Source organism: Sphaerimonospora thailandensis, assembly GCF_016863115.1.
Lineage (GTDB): Bacteria > Actinomycetota > Actinomycetes > Streptosporangiales > Streptosporangiaceae > Sphaerimonospora > Sphaerimonospora cavernae.
The window spans coordinates 1-13,771 of the sequence record NZ_BOOG01000018.1 but is presented as its reverse complement, the minus strand read 5'-3'; the positions used below and the strand labels follow the sequence as shown (position 1 = coordinate 13,771).

Here is a 13,771-nt window from a genome sequence, read left to right as displayed (position 1 = left end):
CCGCCCCCCTTATCGAAGCTTCGGGTCGAGCGCGTCACGCACCGCGTCGCCCAGCATGACGAACGCGAGCACGGTGATGCTGAGGAAAACCGCCGGGAAGATCAGCGGTTCCGGCGCCTCCAGGAACCGGTTGCGGGCGTCGCCGATCATCAGGCCCCAGGAGATCTCCGGCGGCTGGACGCCCACGCCGAGGAAGGACAGCCCCGCCTCGGCCGCGATGAACACCCCCAGGTTGAGGGTGGCCGTCACGATCACGGGCGTGATCGCGTTGGGCAGGATGTGCCGGATCATGATCCGCCCTGGTCCGGCGCCCAGCGCCCGGGCCGCCGTCACATAGTCCTGGCTCTTCGCGGAGATGACCGAGGCCCGCATGATGCGCAGGATCATCGGCCACGCGAGGATCGCGAGCGCCATGACCACGAACCACGCCCCGGCCTTGTCTCGGCCGATCATCGCGAGGATCAGCAGGGCGCCGAGAATCACGGGAATGGCGAAGAACATCTCGGCCAGCCGCGACAGCACGACGTCCGTCCATCGGCCGTAGAACCCGGCCAGCAGGCCGAGACCTCCGCCGATGACGGCGGTGATCACCCCGGTCGCGATGCCCACGATGATGGACACCCGGGCGCCGTAGATCACCCGGGAGTAGGTGTCGCAGCCGAGGTTGTCGGTCCCGAACCAGTGTTCGGAGGTGATGCCCTTACGAGCCTGCGCGAGATCACACGTCGCGGCCTTGGTCGCGTCGATCGGAGAGAACAGCGACGGGAAGGCCGCCATCAGGATCAGGATCAACACGAGCGCGGAGCCGATCAGGAAGATCTTGTTCCGTCGCAGGTCGTACCATGCGTCGGACCACAGGCTCGCGGGCTTCTTGGCCTTCACCCGCTTGGCGTGCTTGGCCGGTTCTTGGGTGACAGTCGCGTTAGTCATAGCGGATCCTGGGGTCGAGGACGGCGTACAGCAGGTCGACGATCAGGTTGGCCACGATGTAGACCAGCACCAGCACGGTGACGATGCCGACGACGACGGCGTTCTCTCGTAGATAGACGGACTGGAAGAGCTGCTGACCGACGCCCGGCAGGTTGAAGATGGTCTCGGTGATCACCGCGCCGCCCATCAGGTTGCCGAGGTCGGCGCCGAGATAGGTGATCACCGGGATCAGCGAGTTGCGCAGCACATGCCTGCCGAGCACACGCCGTCTGGGCATGCCCTTCGCGACCGCGGTACGGACGTAGTCGGCCCGGAGCGTCTCCATCAGGCTGGTCCGCGTCAACCTGGCGAGATAGGCGACGGACAGACCGGCCAGCACCAGACCGGGCACCAGGTAGCTGCGCCAGCCGTCCTGGATGCCGGCCACGGGGAAGAAGTCGATGCCCGTGTTCAGCTTGAGCTTCACGCCCAGCACGAGCTGGAGGATGAAGCCGCTCACGAGTGTGGGGACCGACACGAGGAGCAGGGTGAAGGCGAGGATCGCCTGGTCCTGCCACCTGCCGCGACGCAGCGCCGCGTACAGGCCCAGGAGGACTCCGAGGATCGCCTCGAAGACGAGGGCCGTTATCGCCAGATTGAAGGTCACCTGGATCTTGTGCTGGAAGAACGAGGCCACGGGAACCCCGCGGAAGGTCGTCCCCAGATCACCGGTGACGACACCGCTGATGTAATACCAGTATTGAACGAGCAGGGGGTCATTCAGGTGGAACGTCTCTCGCATGCGCGCCACGAGCAGCGGGTCGAGGAGCCGGTCCCCGCCCAACGCAGCGATGGGATCACCCGGCAGGGCGTAGACCGTGGCGAAGATGAGAAACGTGGTGCCTAGCAGTACAGGGATCGCCTGTAGCAGGCGCCTGATCACGTAGCGACCCATTAGGTCTCCCGGTCATGACAAAGGGCAGCCCGATTCAAACACACTGAGCTGCCCTTGAGGATGGTACGGCCACCTCGGGCAGATCAAGCACTGCCCGAGGTGGATTCACGAGGTCAGGCCCTTTCCACGTTGAACAGGTCGATGTGCTCGAACGGGTCGATCTTGATGTTCTTCACGTGCGTCGAGTACGCCCCGTTGGTCGTGTAGAAGTAGATCGGCACGTATGCGAGGTCCCTGAGGGCGATGTCGTCGGCCTGCTGGTAGTACTTCAGACCCTCATCAAAGGTAGCGGCAGAGTCACCCTTCTTGAGCAGCTCGTCGAACTCCTTGTTGGAGTACTTGACGTAGTTGGAGCTACCGCCGGTCGCGAAGATCGGACGCAGGTAGTTCTCGGGCGACGGATAGTCCATGATCCACGCCATGCGGAAGCCGCCGGGGACCTTGCCCTTCTCCAGGTCGTTGAGGATGTCCGCGAACTTCTCGTACGGCTTGGCCTGGACCTCGACCTGCAGGTTGGTCCTGAGGTTGTTGGCCAGCGCCTCGATCCACTCCTTGTGGCCGCCGTCGGCGTTGTAGTTCAGGTTGATCGTCTTGACGTCCTTGCCGCCGTTGGCGTCCCACAGCTCCTTGGCCTTGGCCGGGTCGTAGGTGCAGGCCTCGCCGCAGGCGCCCTTGCGGTAACCGGCGACGACCGGGCTGATCTGGTCGTCGGCCGGCACGCGCGTGCCGGAGAACACGGTCTCGGTGATCGTCTTGCGGTCGATCGACATCGAGATGGCCTTGCGCAGCTCGGGGTTCTTCGAGTACGAGGCGCCGGTCTTGACGTTGAACCCGATCCAGCCGACGCCGGAGGACGGCTGCTCGATGTAACGGTCGCCGAACTCGGCCTTGGCGCCGCCGATCGCCTCGGCGGGCAGCTGGTCCATGATGTCGAGGTTGCCGGCCCGCAGGTCGTTGTACGCGGTGTTCAGGTCCGTGTAGATCTTGAACTGGACCGCGTCGACCTTGGCCTGGCCCTCCTTGAAGCTGTCGTTGCGGGCGAGGTCGATCGTCTGGTCGGTTCCGCGCTTGTACGGCTTCGACATCTTGAAGGGGCCGTTGCCGATGGGGTTGGCGCCGTAGTCGGCCGTCAGCTTGCCGTCGGCGCCGAACGCGGCCTTGGGCAGCGGGTAGAACGCGACGTAGCCCAGCATCGTCGGGAAGCCCGAGAAGGGGTGGGTGAGCTCGACGGTGAAGGTCTTGTCGTCGACCACGTTGAGGCCGGACAGCGTCTTCGCGGAGGGCTCGGGGGCCTCCTTCGGACCCTCCTCACCGTCCGGGTCCGCCGGGTTCATCTCGTCGTAACCCTTGACGACCGAGTAGAAGTAGTTGTTCTGCTGCAGGTTCGGGCCGTAGGCGGTGAAGTTCCAGGCGTCGACGAAGTTCTGCGCGGTGACGGGGGTTCCGTCGTGCCAGGTGTAGCCGTCCTTGATCTTGATGGTCCAGTTGACCTGGTCGGTCGACTCGATGGACTCGGCGATCCGGTTGACCGGCTTCTTGTTGTCGTCGTAGCTCATGAGGCCGATGAACAGGGCGCTCACGACCTCCGAACCACTGGTCTCCGCGGTGTTGCCCGGGATCAGGTCGTTCTGCGGCTCCGCGATCTGCACGCGAACCGGCTGTGCCCCCGCCGAACCGGACTCCTTGGAGTCGCCGCCACCGCCGCCACAGGCGGCGACCGCGAGTGCGAGCAGCGCAGTTCCCGCGGCAAGCTTTACGCCCCTAGTCACGCGCATATGGATCTTGGTCCTCCCTCTAAGATGGGCGTCCTCACTGGTAAAGCCCGGTGTTCCAGGCACGTCGCACCAGCCGGCGCCCCTGCCAGTCGTCCGGAGCATCCCTTATCAGACACACCATAGGAGTCTCTGACTCATTGCAGTTCGGTCACACGTGTGTCAGTCGGGCGTCACACACATTTCAACGAGCTGACCCCAAATGCCCAGCATCGTCGTAAAGCCCCCAGTAAGGTACATATATCACCCACCAGCCCGTACATGGTCCATGAGATGCCGAACCCGCCGTGCCGTTGCTCCCATATAACGATGTCCTGGGCTACCTTTGACCAAGCCGCGGTCCTGCCCGTCGCGGCCACCTCACCGACCACCATCCAATAGAGTCCATGCCATGAGCCAGCCGGAATCCGCCCTCGCGGACGCCCAGGCGGGCGGCCGAGCCCCGGAGTCGCTGGCCGCGCTCGCCGAGCGTTACGGACTGCGACGGGCGATCGCACGCCCCAGCATGCCCGCCTACCTGCGCCAACTGTGGGACCGGCGGCACTTCATCCTGACGTATGCCACGTCGAGAAGCGTCTCGAAATATTCGGAGTCGGCGCTCGGCCAGCTCTGGCAGGTCCTCACCCCGCTGCTGAACGCCGCCGTCTACTTCCTGATGTTCGGCATCATCCTCGGGCAGAGCAAGAACATCGAACACTACCCCGCGTTCCTCATCACCGGGGTCATGGTCTTCACGTTCACCCAGCGCACGGTGACCGGCGGCGCCAAGTCCATCTCCTCGAACCTGTCGCTCATCCGGGCACTCCACTTTCCCCGGGCCGCGCTCCCGCTGGCGTACACGATCCAGGAGTTGCAGCAGCTCGCCTGGTCGATGGGCGTGCTCATCCTGTTCGTGCTCGCCACCGTCCAGAAGATCACGTGGCTGTGGCTGCTGATCCCGGTCCCGCTGCTCATGCAACTGGTCTTCAACATCGGCATGAGCCTGTTCATGGCCCGCATCGGCGCGTTCGTCCGCGACATGAACCAGTTGCTGCCGTTCATCCTGCGTGCCTGGCTCTACGCCTCCGGCGTCTTCTACAGCATCACCGAGCGGACCGCGGACCAACCGGAGATCCTCCGCTGGGTGCTGGAGTTCAACCCCGCGGCCGCGTACATCGAGTTCATGCGCGACCTGCTCATCTACGAGAGGTTCCCGGAACGCTGGGCATGGGTCACCTGCCTGTTCTGGGCGGTGTTCGCGCTGGTCGGCGGCTTCTGGTACTTCTGGCGCTCCGAGGAGAGGTACGGCCGTGGCTGAGGTGACCGAGGGCGGGCCGACCGGGGGCGGGACTCCGACGGTCATCGTGGACGACCTCCACATCGTCTACAAGGTGTACGGCGCGGGCGGCGACGCCGAGAAGGGGAACGCGGCGAACGCGCTCATGCGCGTCCTGCGCCGCCAGGGGCGGCCACAGATGAAGGAGGTCCACGCCGTCAAGGGTGTGACCTTCGTCGCGCATCACGGCGACGCGATCGGCATCATCGGACGCAACGGCTCGGGTAAGTCGACACTGCTGCGGGCGATCGCGGGGCTTCTCCCGCCGCACAAGGGCGCCGTCTACACCAACGGACAGCCGTCCCTGCTGGGCGTCAACGCCGCGCTCATGAAGGAGCTCACCGGCGAGCGGAACATCGTGCTCGGCTGCTACGCCATGGGCATGACCCCCACCGAGGTGCGCGAGAAGTACGACGAGATCGTGGACTTCTCCGGCATCGGGGAGTTCGTCCAGTTCCCCATGTCGACCTACTCCTCCGGAATGGGCGCCCGGCTGCGCTTCGCCATCTCATCGGCCAAGACGCACGACGTGCTGCTCATCGACGAGGCCCTCGCGACCGGAGACCGCGAGTTCAAGCGCAGGAGCCAGCAGCGCATCAAGCAGATGCGCGAGGCCGCCGGGACGGTCTTCCTGGTGGCGCACAATCTTGACGTGATCGAGGAGACCTGCAACCGGGTGATCTGGCTCCACAAGGGGAAGATCAGGATGCAGGGCGATCCGCAGGAGGTTCTGGACGCCTACAACAAGGCCTGATCCACAGAGAGGGTGCACCGTGCCGACGCCGCCACCGATTCCCTACGAACACCTCCCCGAGGTGGCCGAACTGACCGTGGAGAGCGACGACGTCCGCGACGGCGAACGCCTCAGCGAGAACCACGTCTTCAACGACTGGGGCATGTCCGGACAGAACATCTCCCCGCACCTTCGCTGGTCAGGCGCCCCGGAGGGCACCCGAAGCTACGCGGTGACCTGCTTCGACCCGGACGCGCCGACGGGGAGCGGATTCTGGCACTGGGTCCTGTTCGACATCCCGGCCGAGGTGACCGAACTGCCCGCCGGCGCAGGCAGCGCCCCGGACTTCGAGGGCCTGCCCCAGGGCGCTGTGCACGCCCGCAACGACTACGGCCTGAAGTCGTACGGCGGAGCCGCCCCGCCCCCCGGACACCCGCATCGCTATCTGTTCGCCGTGCACGCCCTCAGCGTGGAGAAGCTGGGTGTGGGCGACGACGCCTCGTCGGCCGTCGTCGGGTTCAACCTCACGGCGGGCACCCTCGCCCGCGGATACATCGCGCCGGTGTACGCGACTTGATACCGCCGAACCCCTCGTTCGACTATCATTCGAACGGAGATTCGATGTAGGGGAGGGGTGGGATGAGCGAGCTGGCGACGGCGATCGACAACCTGGCCGCCGAAGATCCCGCGGAGCTTCCGCTGGGGACTCTCACCGAGCAGCTCATCGAGCTGCACTGGCAGATGGCCCGGCTGCAGGCCCAGATCGCCCGACGCACCCACGTACGAGGCCCGGCCGCCTGCCGCCTCCCCGAGCGGGCCAACTGATTCAGAGCACCGCACCCGACCGTTACTCGGCGGTCATCCGCATCGCGGTCATCACAGGAAAAGAACCGGCCGGCATCCGGTGGATGCCGGCCGGTGTTCGTGCCGGGTCTAGAGTCCGATGTTCACAGCGGCGCCGGCTGCCGCCGCATCGGTCGCTCGATCGACGCGGATCAGTTGCCGTCGCGGCAGGGGTCGTCGTGGCAGGGGCGGCAGCCGTCGTGGCAGCCGTCGTGGCAAGGCCGCCCGTCGTCGCCGCACTTGACTATGACCACGGTCGTGGTGGGCTTCCTGCCCCAGTCGCCCCGGTGGGCCCAGCCGGGCCTGGCGCTATCGAGCTTCCCAGCCCGGTAGGTGTCGACGTCGTTGCAGGCGAATGCCTGCGTGTTCGTACGCTGGTTGCCGGCGTCGGCAGCGACCCCAAGGATGGGGAGGGCGATTCCGCCGATCGAGATCGGCACCTGCAGCGGGGTGCAGTTGAGGTTCAGCAGCCCAGCCTGGTTGACATTCGGGTTGTCACCTCCCCAGCCGGTGACGGCGGCCTGGGCCGGCGCGGCGAGCGCGCCCCCGATGCCGACGGCAAGTGCGACTGCGGCGGCCGCCTTAGCGATTCGCTTCATTGTTTCCCCCGGTTCTTGTTCTTTTCACGAGAGCGGGAATGACGAACCCAAGAACCCCCGTGCGTCGGCACCCGCCGACTGAGACGACGAATTTCTATCAGCTCTCCGGCCTCGAGGGGTGACGGTCTCCGCCGGCCCTCCCGGCAGGTACGGGCAGCCGTGCGCCGGTAAAGTCCGGATATGAGAGGACCATCGGCCACCGCATGGTCAGGCATCATCCCTCTCGAGAAAAAGGCACAGTAAACGCGTCTACGAAACCGGGAAACCATTCTTTCCGGTGGCTTTTGACGTTGCGCCTCAGACTGCCGCGCCGACCGGCGGGCGTCCTGCGGGATTCGCCTCCGAGAGGCCCCTGCGGGAGGCCCCTGCGGGACCGTGTGGATGCGCGTGGTTCGGCGGCCAGGTGTCGCCGCACCAACGCGACATATCGCGTTTGGCGATAGGCTGGTCGCGTGACTTCCCTCACCCCATTCGCGGGAGATGACCCCGCTCAGCGCGCCTCCGACGCGGACCGCGACCGGATCGCGGCCGTCCTCGGTGAGGCGCTCGCCACCGGTCGCCTGACCAGCGCCGAGCACGCGGACAGGCTCGACGCCGCCTACTCGGCCGTGACACTCGGTGACCTCGTGCCTCTGATAAAGGACCTTCCCGAGGTGTCACACTCGCCGTCCTCCCCCATCACGAGCTTCATCACGGGCGCGGAGAGCCACCTGGTCTCCGCTGTCTTCAGCAAGGTGATCCGGCGTGGCCGCTGGGTGGCCGGCCGCCACACCGAGCTGCGCTCCGTCTTCGGCGCGCTGATCGTGAACCTCAGCGACGCCGTCCTGCCGGGCCGCGAGGTCACGCTGGAGCTCAACTCGTTCTGCGGAAAGATCATCGTGGCGGTTCCGCCCGGTGCCCGCGTCGTCGACGAAGGCAGCGCGCTGTTCTCCAAGCGCTCGGTGACCGGAGGAGAGCCGGGAGACGGTCCGCTCATCCGAATCACCGGCCAGGCGCGCTTCGGCAAGATCGTCGTCTATCGCGGGCAGCGCCCGACCTCGTGATTAGGATGCGGCCATCTGATTAGGATGCGGCCATGCAGGCTGGAGGGCGAGGACCGCTCATCGCCCTCGACGCGATGGGTGGCGACCACGCGCCCGGCGAGATCGTGGCGGGAGCCGTACAGGCCGTCCGGGAACGCGGCGTCCGGGTCGTCCTCGTGGGCCGGCCGTACGAGCTTCACCGGGCACTGGCCGAACACGACGCGGTCGCCGAGGTCCCCATCGTCCGGGCGGATGAGGCGCTCACGATGGACGAGGGCGCCCTCGCCACCTTGCGCCGGCCCCGCTCCAGCATCGCCGTCGCCTGCCATCTCGTGCGGCGCGGCGACGCCGCGGCCATCGTCTCCGCCGGGTCGACCGCCGGCGTGGTCGCCACCGGCCGGCTGCGCCTGCGCGGCCAACCCGGCATCGTACGGCCCGCGATCGCGGTGGTCCTGCCGACCAGGCCCAAGCCGACCGTGCTGCTGGACGCGGGTGCCACCGCGGACGCCAAACCGGAGATGCTGGTGCAGTTCGCCCATCTCGGCGTGGCGTACGGCGAAGCCGGGCTGGGCATGCGAGATCCCCGGGTCGGGCTGCTCACCATCGGCGCCGAGGCGGAGAAGGGCAACAAGCTCGCCAAACGCGCCCACGAACTGCTCTCCAACGCGGCCGGTCTCGACTTCGCCGGCAACGTCGAGGGGCACGACCTGCTCACCGGGAAGGTCGACGTCGTCGTCACCGACGGTTTCACCGGCAACGTCGCACTGAAGACCATCGAAGGCAGCGTTCGCTACGCCTTCGGCCAGCTCAGGGAGGCCATCGAGGAGAGCCGCCTGGCCCGCCTCGGCGGGATGCTGCAACGGTCGCGGCTCCGTGAGCTGAGCGGCAGGCTCGACCCCGAATCGCAGGGCGGCGCCGTACTGCTGGGCCTGAACGGAACCGTGGTGATCGCGCATGGCTCGTCACGGGCCAGAGGCATCGCGGGGGCCTGCGAGCTCGCCGCCAGGCTGGCCTCCCAGGGCATCGTGTCCCGGATCGGCGAACGTACCGCGTCCACCCCGAAACCACATCGCCTCTGGTAGGCGCCCTCCACAGCCGCCTCGGATGGTCGGCGCTGGTAGGTGGGCTGATAAGCGGTAGGGGGCGTCGACGCGCGCCGATAAGCTTTGTGCATGACCGACCCGCAGCTCGTGCTCGCCGAGCGGGTCCAGCAGGCGCTGGGCACCGCCTTCGGGCCGGAGTACGCCACCGAAGATCCGCTGATCAGGCCTTCCCAGTTCGCCGACTACCAGGCGAACGTAGCGCTCAGCCTGGCCAAGCGGCTCCGACGTGCCCCGCGGGAGGTCGCCCAGGCCCTGCTCGAGGCCCTCGACACGACCGACATCACCGCCGAGATCAGCGGACCCGGCTTCCTCAACCTCACCCTCGGCGACGACTGGATCGCCGGGCAGGCCGTACGGCGACTGCGGGATGAGCGGCTGGGCGTGCCGCGGCCCGCGGAGCCCAGGACGGTCGTGATCGACTATTCGGCGCCGAACGCCGCGAAGGAGATGCACGTCGGGCATCTGCGCACGACAATCGTCGGCGACACGCTCGCCCGCACACACGAACACGTCGGCAACCGGGTGATCCGGCAGAACCACCTCGGCGACTGGGGCACGCCGTTCGGCATGCTCATCGAGCACCTGCTCGACATCGGTGAAGAGGAGGCACTGCGGCGGCTGGCCGCCGGCGACGGCAACGCCTACTACCAGGAGGCGCGGCTGAAGTTCGACACCGATCCCGCGTTCGAGGAACGTTCCCGGCGCCGGGTGCCCCTGCTTCAGGGCGGCGATCCGGAGACCCTGCGGCTGTGGCACGAGTTCATCGAGTACACCAAGCGCTACTTCAACCACGTGTACACGTTGCTCGGCGTCACGCTCACCGACGACGACATCGCCGGCGAGAGCATGTACAACCCGATGCTCGCCGACGTCTGCGAGGAGCTCACCCATGCGGGCGTGGCCGAGGTCAGCGAGGGCGCGCTGTGCGTGTTCCCGCCCGGCTTCACCGGCCGTGACGACATGCCGCTGCCGCTCATCATCCGCAAGAGCGACGGCGGGTACGGCTACGCGACCACCGACCTCGCCGCGATCCGCTACCGGATCCGGGACCTCAAGGCCGACCGCATCCTCTATGTGGTCGGCGCCACCCAGTCGCTGCATTTCCAGATGGTCTTCGAGTCCGCCCGGGTGGCCGGCTGGCTGCACGACGACGTCCACGCCGAACACGTCCAGATCGGCAGCGTGCTCGGCAGCGACGGCAAGATGTTCAAGACCCGCAGCGGGAAGTCGATCAAACTGACCGAGCTGCTGGAGGAGGGCGTCGTCCGGGCCGAGGCCGTCATCGCCGACCGGGGCTACGACCCCGCGGTACGACGGCAGATCGCCCGCCAGGTCGGCATGGGCGCGGTGAAGTACGCCGACCTGTCCGTCAGCCACGACAGCGAGTACGTCTTCGACTTCGACCGGATGCTCGCGCTGACCGGCAACACCGGGCCGTACCTGCAGTACGCCACCGCCCGGATCCGGTCCATCTTCCGGACCGGATCGTACGACCCGGCCGACGCGACCGGACCGATCAGGCTGGGCCACCCGGCCGAACGGGCGCTCGCCCTGCAACTCCTCAGATTCGGGTCCGTGGTGGAGGCGGTGGCTGAGCTGTCCGAGCCGCACCGCCTGTGCAACTACCTGTTCGATCTCGCTCAGGCGTTCACCTCGTTCTACGAGGGATGCCCGGTGCTCAAGGCCGAGGACGAGGACGTACGGCAATCGCGGCTGGCGCTGTCCGCGCTGACCCTCCGCGTCCTGCTTCAGGGGCTCCATCTGCTCGGCATCGAGGTTCCCGAGCGCATGTGAAGCGCCGATCGGCGCGTCCTGTCCACCCTTACCGCGTCAGAGGTTTACTCTGGCGCGGTCAAGGGAGTGCCTGCCAATCCCTCGGGGAGCGTTTTCGCGTGAGCATGGACCTGACCATAAGCCCGGACCCCGGGAACGTCGAGACCGGGAGCGTCGAGACCGGGAGCGTCGAGACCGGGAGCGTCGAGACCGGGAGCGTCGAGACCGGGAGCGTCCCGACCGGGAACACCGAGAACTTCGGGGACGACCAGATCGGTGCAGGCGGGGAGGACCCGGCGAGCCCGGGGAACGCGGGCAGCAGCGGAAACCCGGCAGGCACGGCCGAACTGCACCACTACGCCCAAGCGCTCCTCGTCCATCTGGCGGCCGACGGCAGCGCCCCCGCCCTCCCGCCCGGCGTCACCGACGTCCCCGGCTACTGGCTGGCGCCCGCCATCGAGGCCCTCGTGCTCATCATGTCCGGACAGGACGCCCTGGAACCCCTGGCTCACGCCACCCACCTCGACGATCGGCGCACCACGCTCTTCCTGTGCCTGGCGCTGGCGGTGTGCGGCCAGGGCGACCGGATCCACGCGTCGTGGCTCGGCACCGCCTTCGGCGAACTGTCCGCCGACCATCCGGTGACCCACGGTCAGCGAGCCCTGTGGCTCGCCGCCGCACGCGGCGCCTACGGTCCGGTGGGCAAAATCTTCGTGCTACGCAAACTGGACGCGGTGGCCGTACCGACCGAGGACGAGCGGTGGCTGGCGGCCCTCGGCGCGCCGGAGGCCCTGGGAGGTACGGCGCCCGCCGCGGATTCGGGTGCCGCGGAGGCGGAGGTGCCGGTGCCGCAGTCGCTCCAGGACTTCCCCGAACTGGCGAACATCTCGGAGATCACGAAGGCGATCGAGGCGGCGGCCCTGCTGCGACGGCTACGGGAACGATGCGCCGAGATCACGTCCGCGCCGCAGCGGAGCGAAGGCGGAGTCGAGGTCACCAAGGTGGTCAGCGGCATGATCTGGGCCGAAGACGAACCCCTGGCCGTGCTCCGATCGCTGATCGGACAGGGCGAGCCCCAAGGGCCGCTGAGTTCACTCACCGGCCATCTGCTACATGACGTGCAGCCAGACGGTGACCCGCATCTGGCGGCGCTCGCGATCTATTTGGCCGCACCCGCGGTGAAAGCGGCGGCCGAAACCCTCGCCAAGGTGGTACGTGAGCCTCCGCCGGACACCGTGACCTTGTCAATCCTCGGATACCCGGTGAAACTCCGCCCGGAAGGGCCCGACCAGGAAACCCTGTCCGCCGCCGAACATCGGATCGTGACCGAATGCGTTCCCCGCCGGTCCCACCCCGGGCCCGCTTACCTTCTGGTGAGCGTCGCGGTTGTGGCGACCGTGGCCGGACTCGCTGTGGCGCTGTCCAGCGCTCTCGAGGTCTGGTCTCTCGGCGGCTGGACCTCCTTGGGCTGGGTCGTCGCGGGAGCGGGACTCGGACTCGGTGCGTGGGGCGGTCGTCTGCTCTGGGGGCGCAGGGCGCGAGAACAGGCCGAAATCGAGAAGGTCCAGAAGCGGGCACGGGAACTGTCCGATCTCGCCGACAAGGCCGTGTGGGTCCTACACGAGTACGCCAGAGAAGCGGAGGAACGGGCCGACGCCGCCGACCAGGACCTGGTCGAACTGACTCGGCTGCTCCGTCGCGGCCCCCGCGCCGCATAACCGATCGTTCGGTGTAGACGCCTGGAAACGGGAAAGACCGGCAGAAGCCCGAAAGCAGAGCGGCGGAAGCCCGGACGACGCGACGGGGCAAAGATTGGCGGCGGCGGCACCAGATTCGGGTACGGCACCCCCGACTTCAGCCGAAGCCGGGGCGCGCATCCGCCATTCCAGATCAGCGGCCGGTGAAACGGTTACCGGTCGATCGCGTAACCATCCACGTAATCAACTGATCAAGCAGTGGAAACCTCTACGCTGGCCGGCGTGATCAGAAATACCTTGTCGGCGATCCGCTCGATGCGACCCTCGCAGCCATAAGCAAGCCCGGCCGCGAAGTCCACCATCCGCGTAGCCTCGGTCGTGGACATGCCTGCCACGTCCATCACGACGGCATGCCCCTCCCGAAAATGCCGCCCCAGCGTCAGCGCGTCGTCATACTTCTGCGGACGAACCATCACGATCTTTGCCGCCTCCGCGGCAGGCTGCCACCGCTTGGCGGCACGTTCCGCGGCCGGCATCCAGTCGTCCGCGTAGTCTTCGTCGCCGTAAGCCTCGTCGTACTGGTCCACTCCACCCAGGCCAAGGTAGCTCGCCACCTTGCGCACTGCCCCCATCGGCTCGTCCTTTTCCGACTTGTCCTTTTCCGGGCTCGTCCCGATACAAGGGACCGTAATCGACACCTCAGCGGCGCCCCACCGACACGCCCGAGCATTTAATTGTTTTTGGTTCGCTAATGTGGAGGGCCAGTAACTTCATCTTCCCGTTGATCGATCCTCATGCCGTTCCACTCTAACTCCATGCTCGCTGCCCTGTGCGACTCCTCGCAAACGGATAACACCGGCCAGGGGTTAACCCAGTCGGCGGGCAGCCCAATCGGTAGGCGGTCCTGGCGCTTGCCCCCACCGCCGCCCCCACCGCCGCCGCCGCCACGGACTCCGGGCTGCTGGTTCTGGTGATCGGTGGGGCCTGGCGGACACGGGAACGGGCGGGAACGAGCGAGCGCCCCGGCCGACCGTGATAGCCGCGGTCGGG

The 13,771-nt window shown here is 67.2% G+C and carries 13 protein-coding genes; 8 read left to right on the top strand and 5 right to left on the bottom strand.

The annotated features are described in order from the left end of the window. Window positions 1-9 precede the first annotated feature (9 nt). The 3 genes from Mth01_RS10570 to Mth01_RS10560 all read right to left on the bottom strand — a co-directional run bounded on the left by Mth01_RS10570 (window position 10) and on the right by Mth01_RS10560 (window position 3,639). A complete protein-coding gene (locus tag Mth01_RS10570; protein WP_204015253.1) occupies window positions 10-930 on the bottom strand; it encodes an ABC transporter permease in 921 nt (306 codons plus the stop codon). After that, window positions 923-1,864, bottom strand: a complete 942-nt coding sequence (locus Mth01_RS10565; protein WP_204015250.1) for an ABC transporter permease — start codon at window positions 1,862-1,864, stop codon at window positions 923-925. The genes Mth01_RS10570 and Mth01_RS10565 overlap by 8 nt, the downstream gene beginning before the upstream one ends. Before the next feature lie 113 nt (window positions 1,865-1,977). Next, the gene (locus Mth01_RS10560; protein ID WP_204015248.1) at window positions 1,978-3,639 is read right to left on the bottom strand and encodes a peptide ABC transporter substrate-binding protein; all 1,662 of its coding nucleotides are present in this window, start codon (window positions 3,637-3,639) and stop codon (window positions 1,978-1,980) included. A gap of 388 nt (window positions 3,640-4,027) precedes the next feature. On the opposite strand from Mth01_RS10560, the gene Mth01_RS10555 reads away from it, so the two are divergent. From Mth01_RS10555 to Mth01_RS10540, 4 genes are all read left to right on the top strand, one after another. Further along, on the top strand, window positions 4,028-4,933 hold the full coding sequence (locus Mth01_RS10555) for an ABC transporter permease (protein ID WP_204015245.1): 906 nt from the start codon (window positions 4,028-4,030) through the stop codon (window positions 4,931-4,933). Next, window positions 4,926-5,705: an ABC transporter ATP-binding protein gene (locus Mth01_RS10550; RefSeq protein ID WP_239089543.1), complete on the top strand. Its 780-nt coding sequence runs from the start codon at window positions 4,926-4,928 to the stop codon at window positions 5,703-5,705. The genes Mth01_RS10555 and Mth01_RS10550 overlap by 8 nt, the downstream gene beginning before the upstream one ends. A gap of 19 nt (window positions 5,706-5,724) precedes the next feature. Then, window positions 5,725-6,261, top strand: coding sequence for a YbhB/YbcL family Raf kinase inhibitor-like protein (locus tag Mth01_RS10545; RefSeq protein ID WP_204015241.1), 537 nt, complete (start codon window positions 5,725-5,727; stop codon window positions 6,259-6,261). A 62-nt stretch (window positions 6,262-6,323) separates the two neighbouring features. Then, entirely contained in the window at window positions 6,324-6,509 is a 186-nt protein-coding gene (locus Mth01_RS10540) for a hypothetical protein (protein ID WP_204015226.1), read from the top strand. Window positions 6,510-6,679: 170 nt separating this feature from the next. Here the strand turns inward: Mth01_RS10540 and Mth01_RS10535 are convergent, their stop codons facing one another. Further along, the gene (locus tag Mth01_RS10535) at window positions 6,680-7,126 is read right to left on the bottom strand and encodes a hypothetical protein (protein WP_204015223.1); all 447 of its coding nucleotides are present in this window, start codon (window positions 7,124-7,126) and stop codon (window positions 6,680-6,682) included. Between the two features lie 452 nt (window positions 7,127-7,578). Between Mth01_RS10535 and Mth01_RS10530 the strand changes: the two genes are divergently transcribed. From Mth01_RS10530 to Mth01_RS10515, 4 genes are all read left to right on the top strand, one after another. Beyond that, window positions 7,579-8,169 (top strand): DUF1707 SHOCT-like domain-containing protein, encoded by a 591-nt coding sequence (locus tag Mth01_RS10530; protein ID WP_204015220.1) that lies wholly within the window; start codon window positions 7,579-7,581, stop codon window positions 8,167-8,169. A gap of 32 nt (window positions 8,170-8,201) precedes the next feature. Continuing rightward, window positions 8,202-9,230, top strand: a complete 1,029-nt coding sequence (plsX, locus tag Mth01_RS10525) for a phosphate acyltransferase PlsX (protein WP_239089542.1) — start codon at window positions 8,202-8,204, stop codon at window positions 9,228-9,230. 90 nt (window positions 9,231-9,320) lie between these two features. Beyond that, a complete protein-coding gene (gene argS / locus Mth01_RS10520; RefSeq protein WP_204015217.1) occupies window positions 9,321-11,045 on the top strand; it encodes an arginine--tRNA ligase in 1,725 nt (574 codons plus the stop codon). A gap of 104 nt (window positions 11,046-11,149) precedes the next feature. Further along, window positions 11,150-12,742, top strand: a complete 1,593-nt coding sequence (locus tag Mth01_RS10515) for a hypothetical protein (protein WP_239089561.1) — start codon at window positions 11,150-11,152, stop codon at window positions 12,740-12,742. 230 nt (window positions 12,743-12,972) lie between these two features. Here the strand turns inward: Mth01_RS10515 and Mth01_RS10510 are convergent, their stop codons facing one another. Continuing rightward, window positions 12,973-13,419: a cell division protein SepF gene (locus Mth01_RS10510; RefSeq protein ID WP_239089541.1), complete on the bottom strand. Its 447-nt coding sequence runs from the start codon at window positions 13,417-13,419 to the stop codon at window positions 12,973-12,975. Window positions 13,420-13,771: the final 352 nt, after the last annotated feature.

Excerpts from the sequence above, each read along its gene's own strand:
- Mth01_RS10570 (WP_204015253.1), bottom strand. The coding sequence starts at position 930 with ATGACTAACGCGACTGTCACCCAAGAACCGGCCAAGCACGCCAAGCGG.
- Mth01_RS10565 (WP_204015250.1), bottom strand. The coding sequence starts at position 1,864 with ATGGGTCGCTACGTGATCAGGCGCCTGCTACAGGCGATCCCTGTACTG.
- Mth01_RS10560 (WP_204015248.1), bottom strand. The coding sequence starts at position 3,639 with ATGCGCGTGACTAGGGGCGTAAAGCTTGCCGCGGGAACTGCGCTGCTC.
- Mth01_RS10555 (WP_204015245.1), top strand. The coding sequence starts at position 4,028 with ATGAGCCAGCCGGAATCCGCCCTCGCGGACGCCCAGGCGGGCGGCCGA.
- Mth01_RS10540 (WP_204015226.1), top strand. The coding sequence starts at position 6,324 with ATGAGCGAGCTGGCGACGGCGATCGACAACCTGGCCGCCGAAGATCCC.
- Mth01_RS10535 (WP_204015223.1), bottom strand. The coding sequence starts at position 7,126 with ATGAAGCGAATCGCTAAGGCGGCCGCCGCAGTCGCACTTGCCGTCGGC.
- plsX (WP_239089542.1), top strand. The coding sequence starts at position 8,202 with ATGCAGGCTGGAGGGCGAGGACCGCTCATCGCCCTCGACGCGATGGGT.
- argS (WP_204015217.1), top strand. The coding sequence starts at position 9,321 with ATGACCGACCCGCAGCTCGTGCTCGCCGAGCGGGTCCAGCAGGCGCTG.
- Mth01_RS10515 (WP_239089561.1), top strand. The coding sequence starts at position 11,150 with ATGGACCTGACCATAAGCCCGGACCCCGGGAACGTCGAGACCGGGAGC.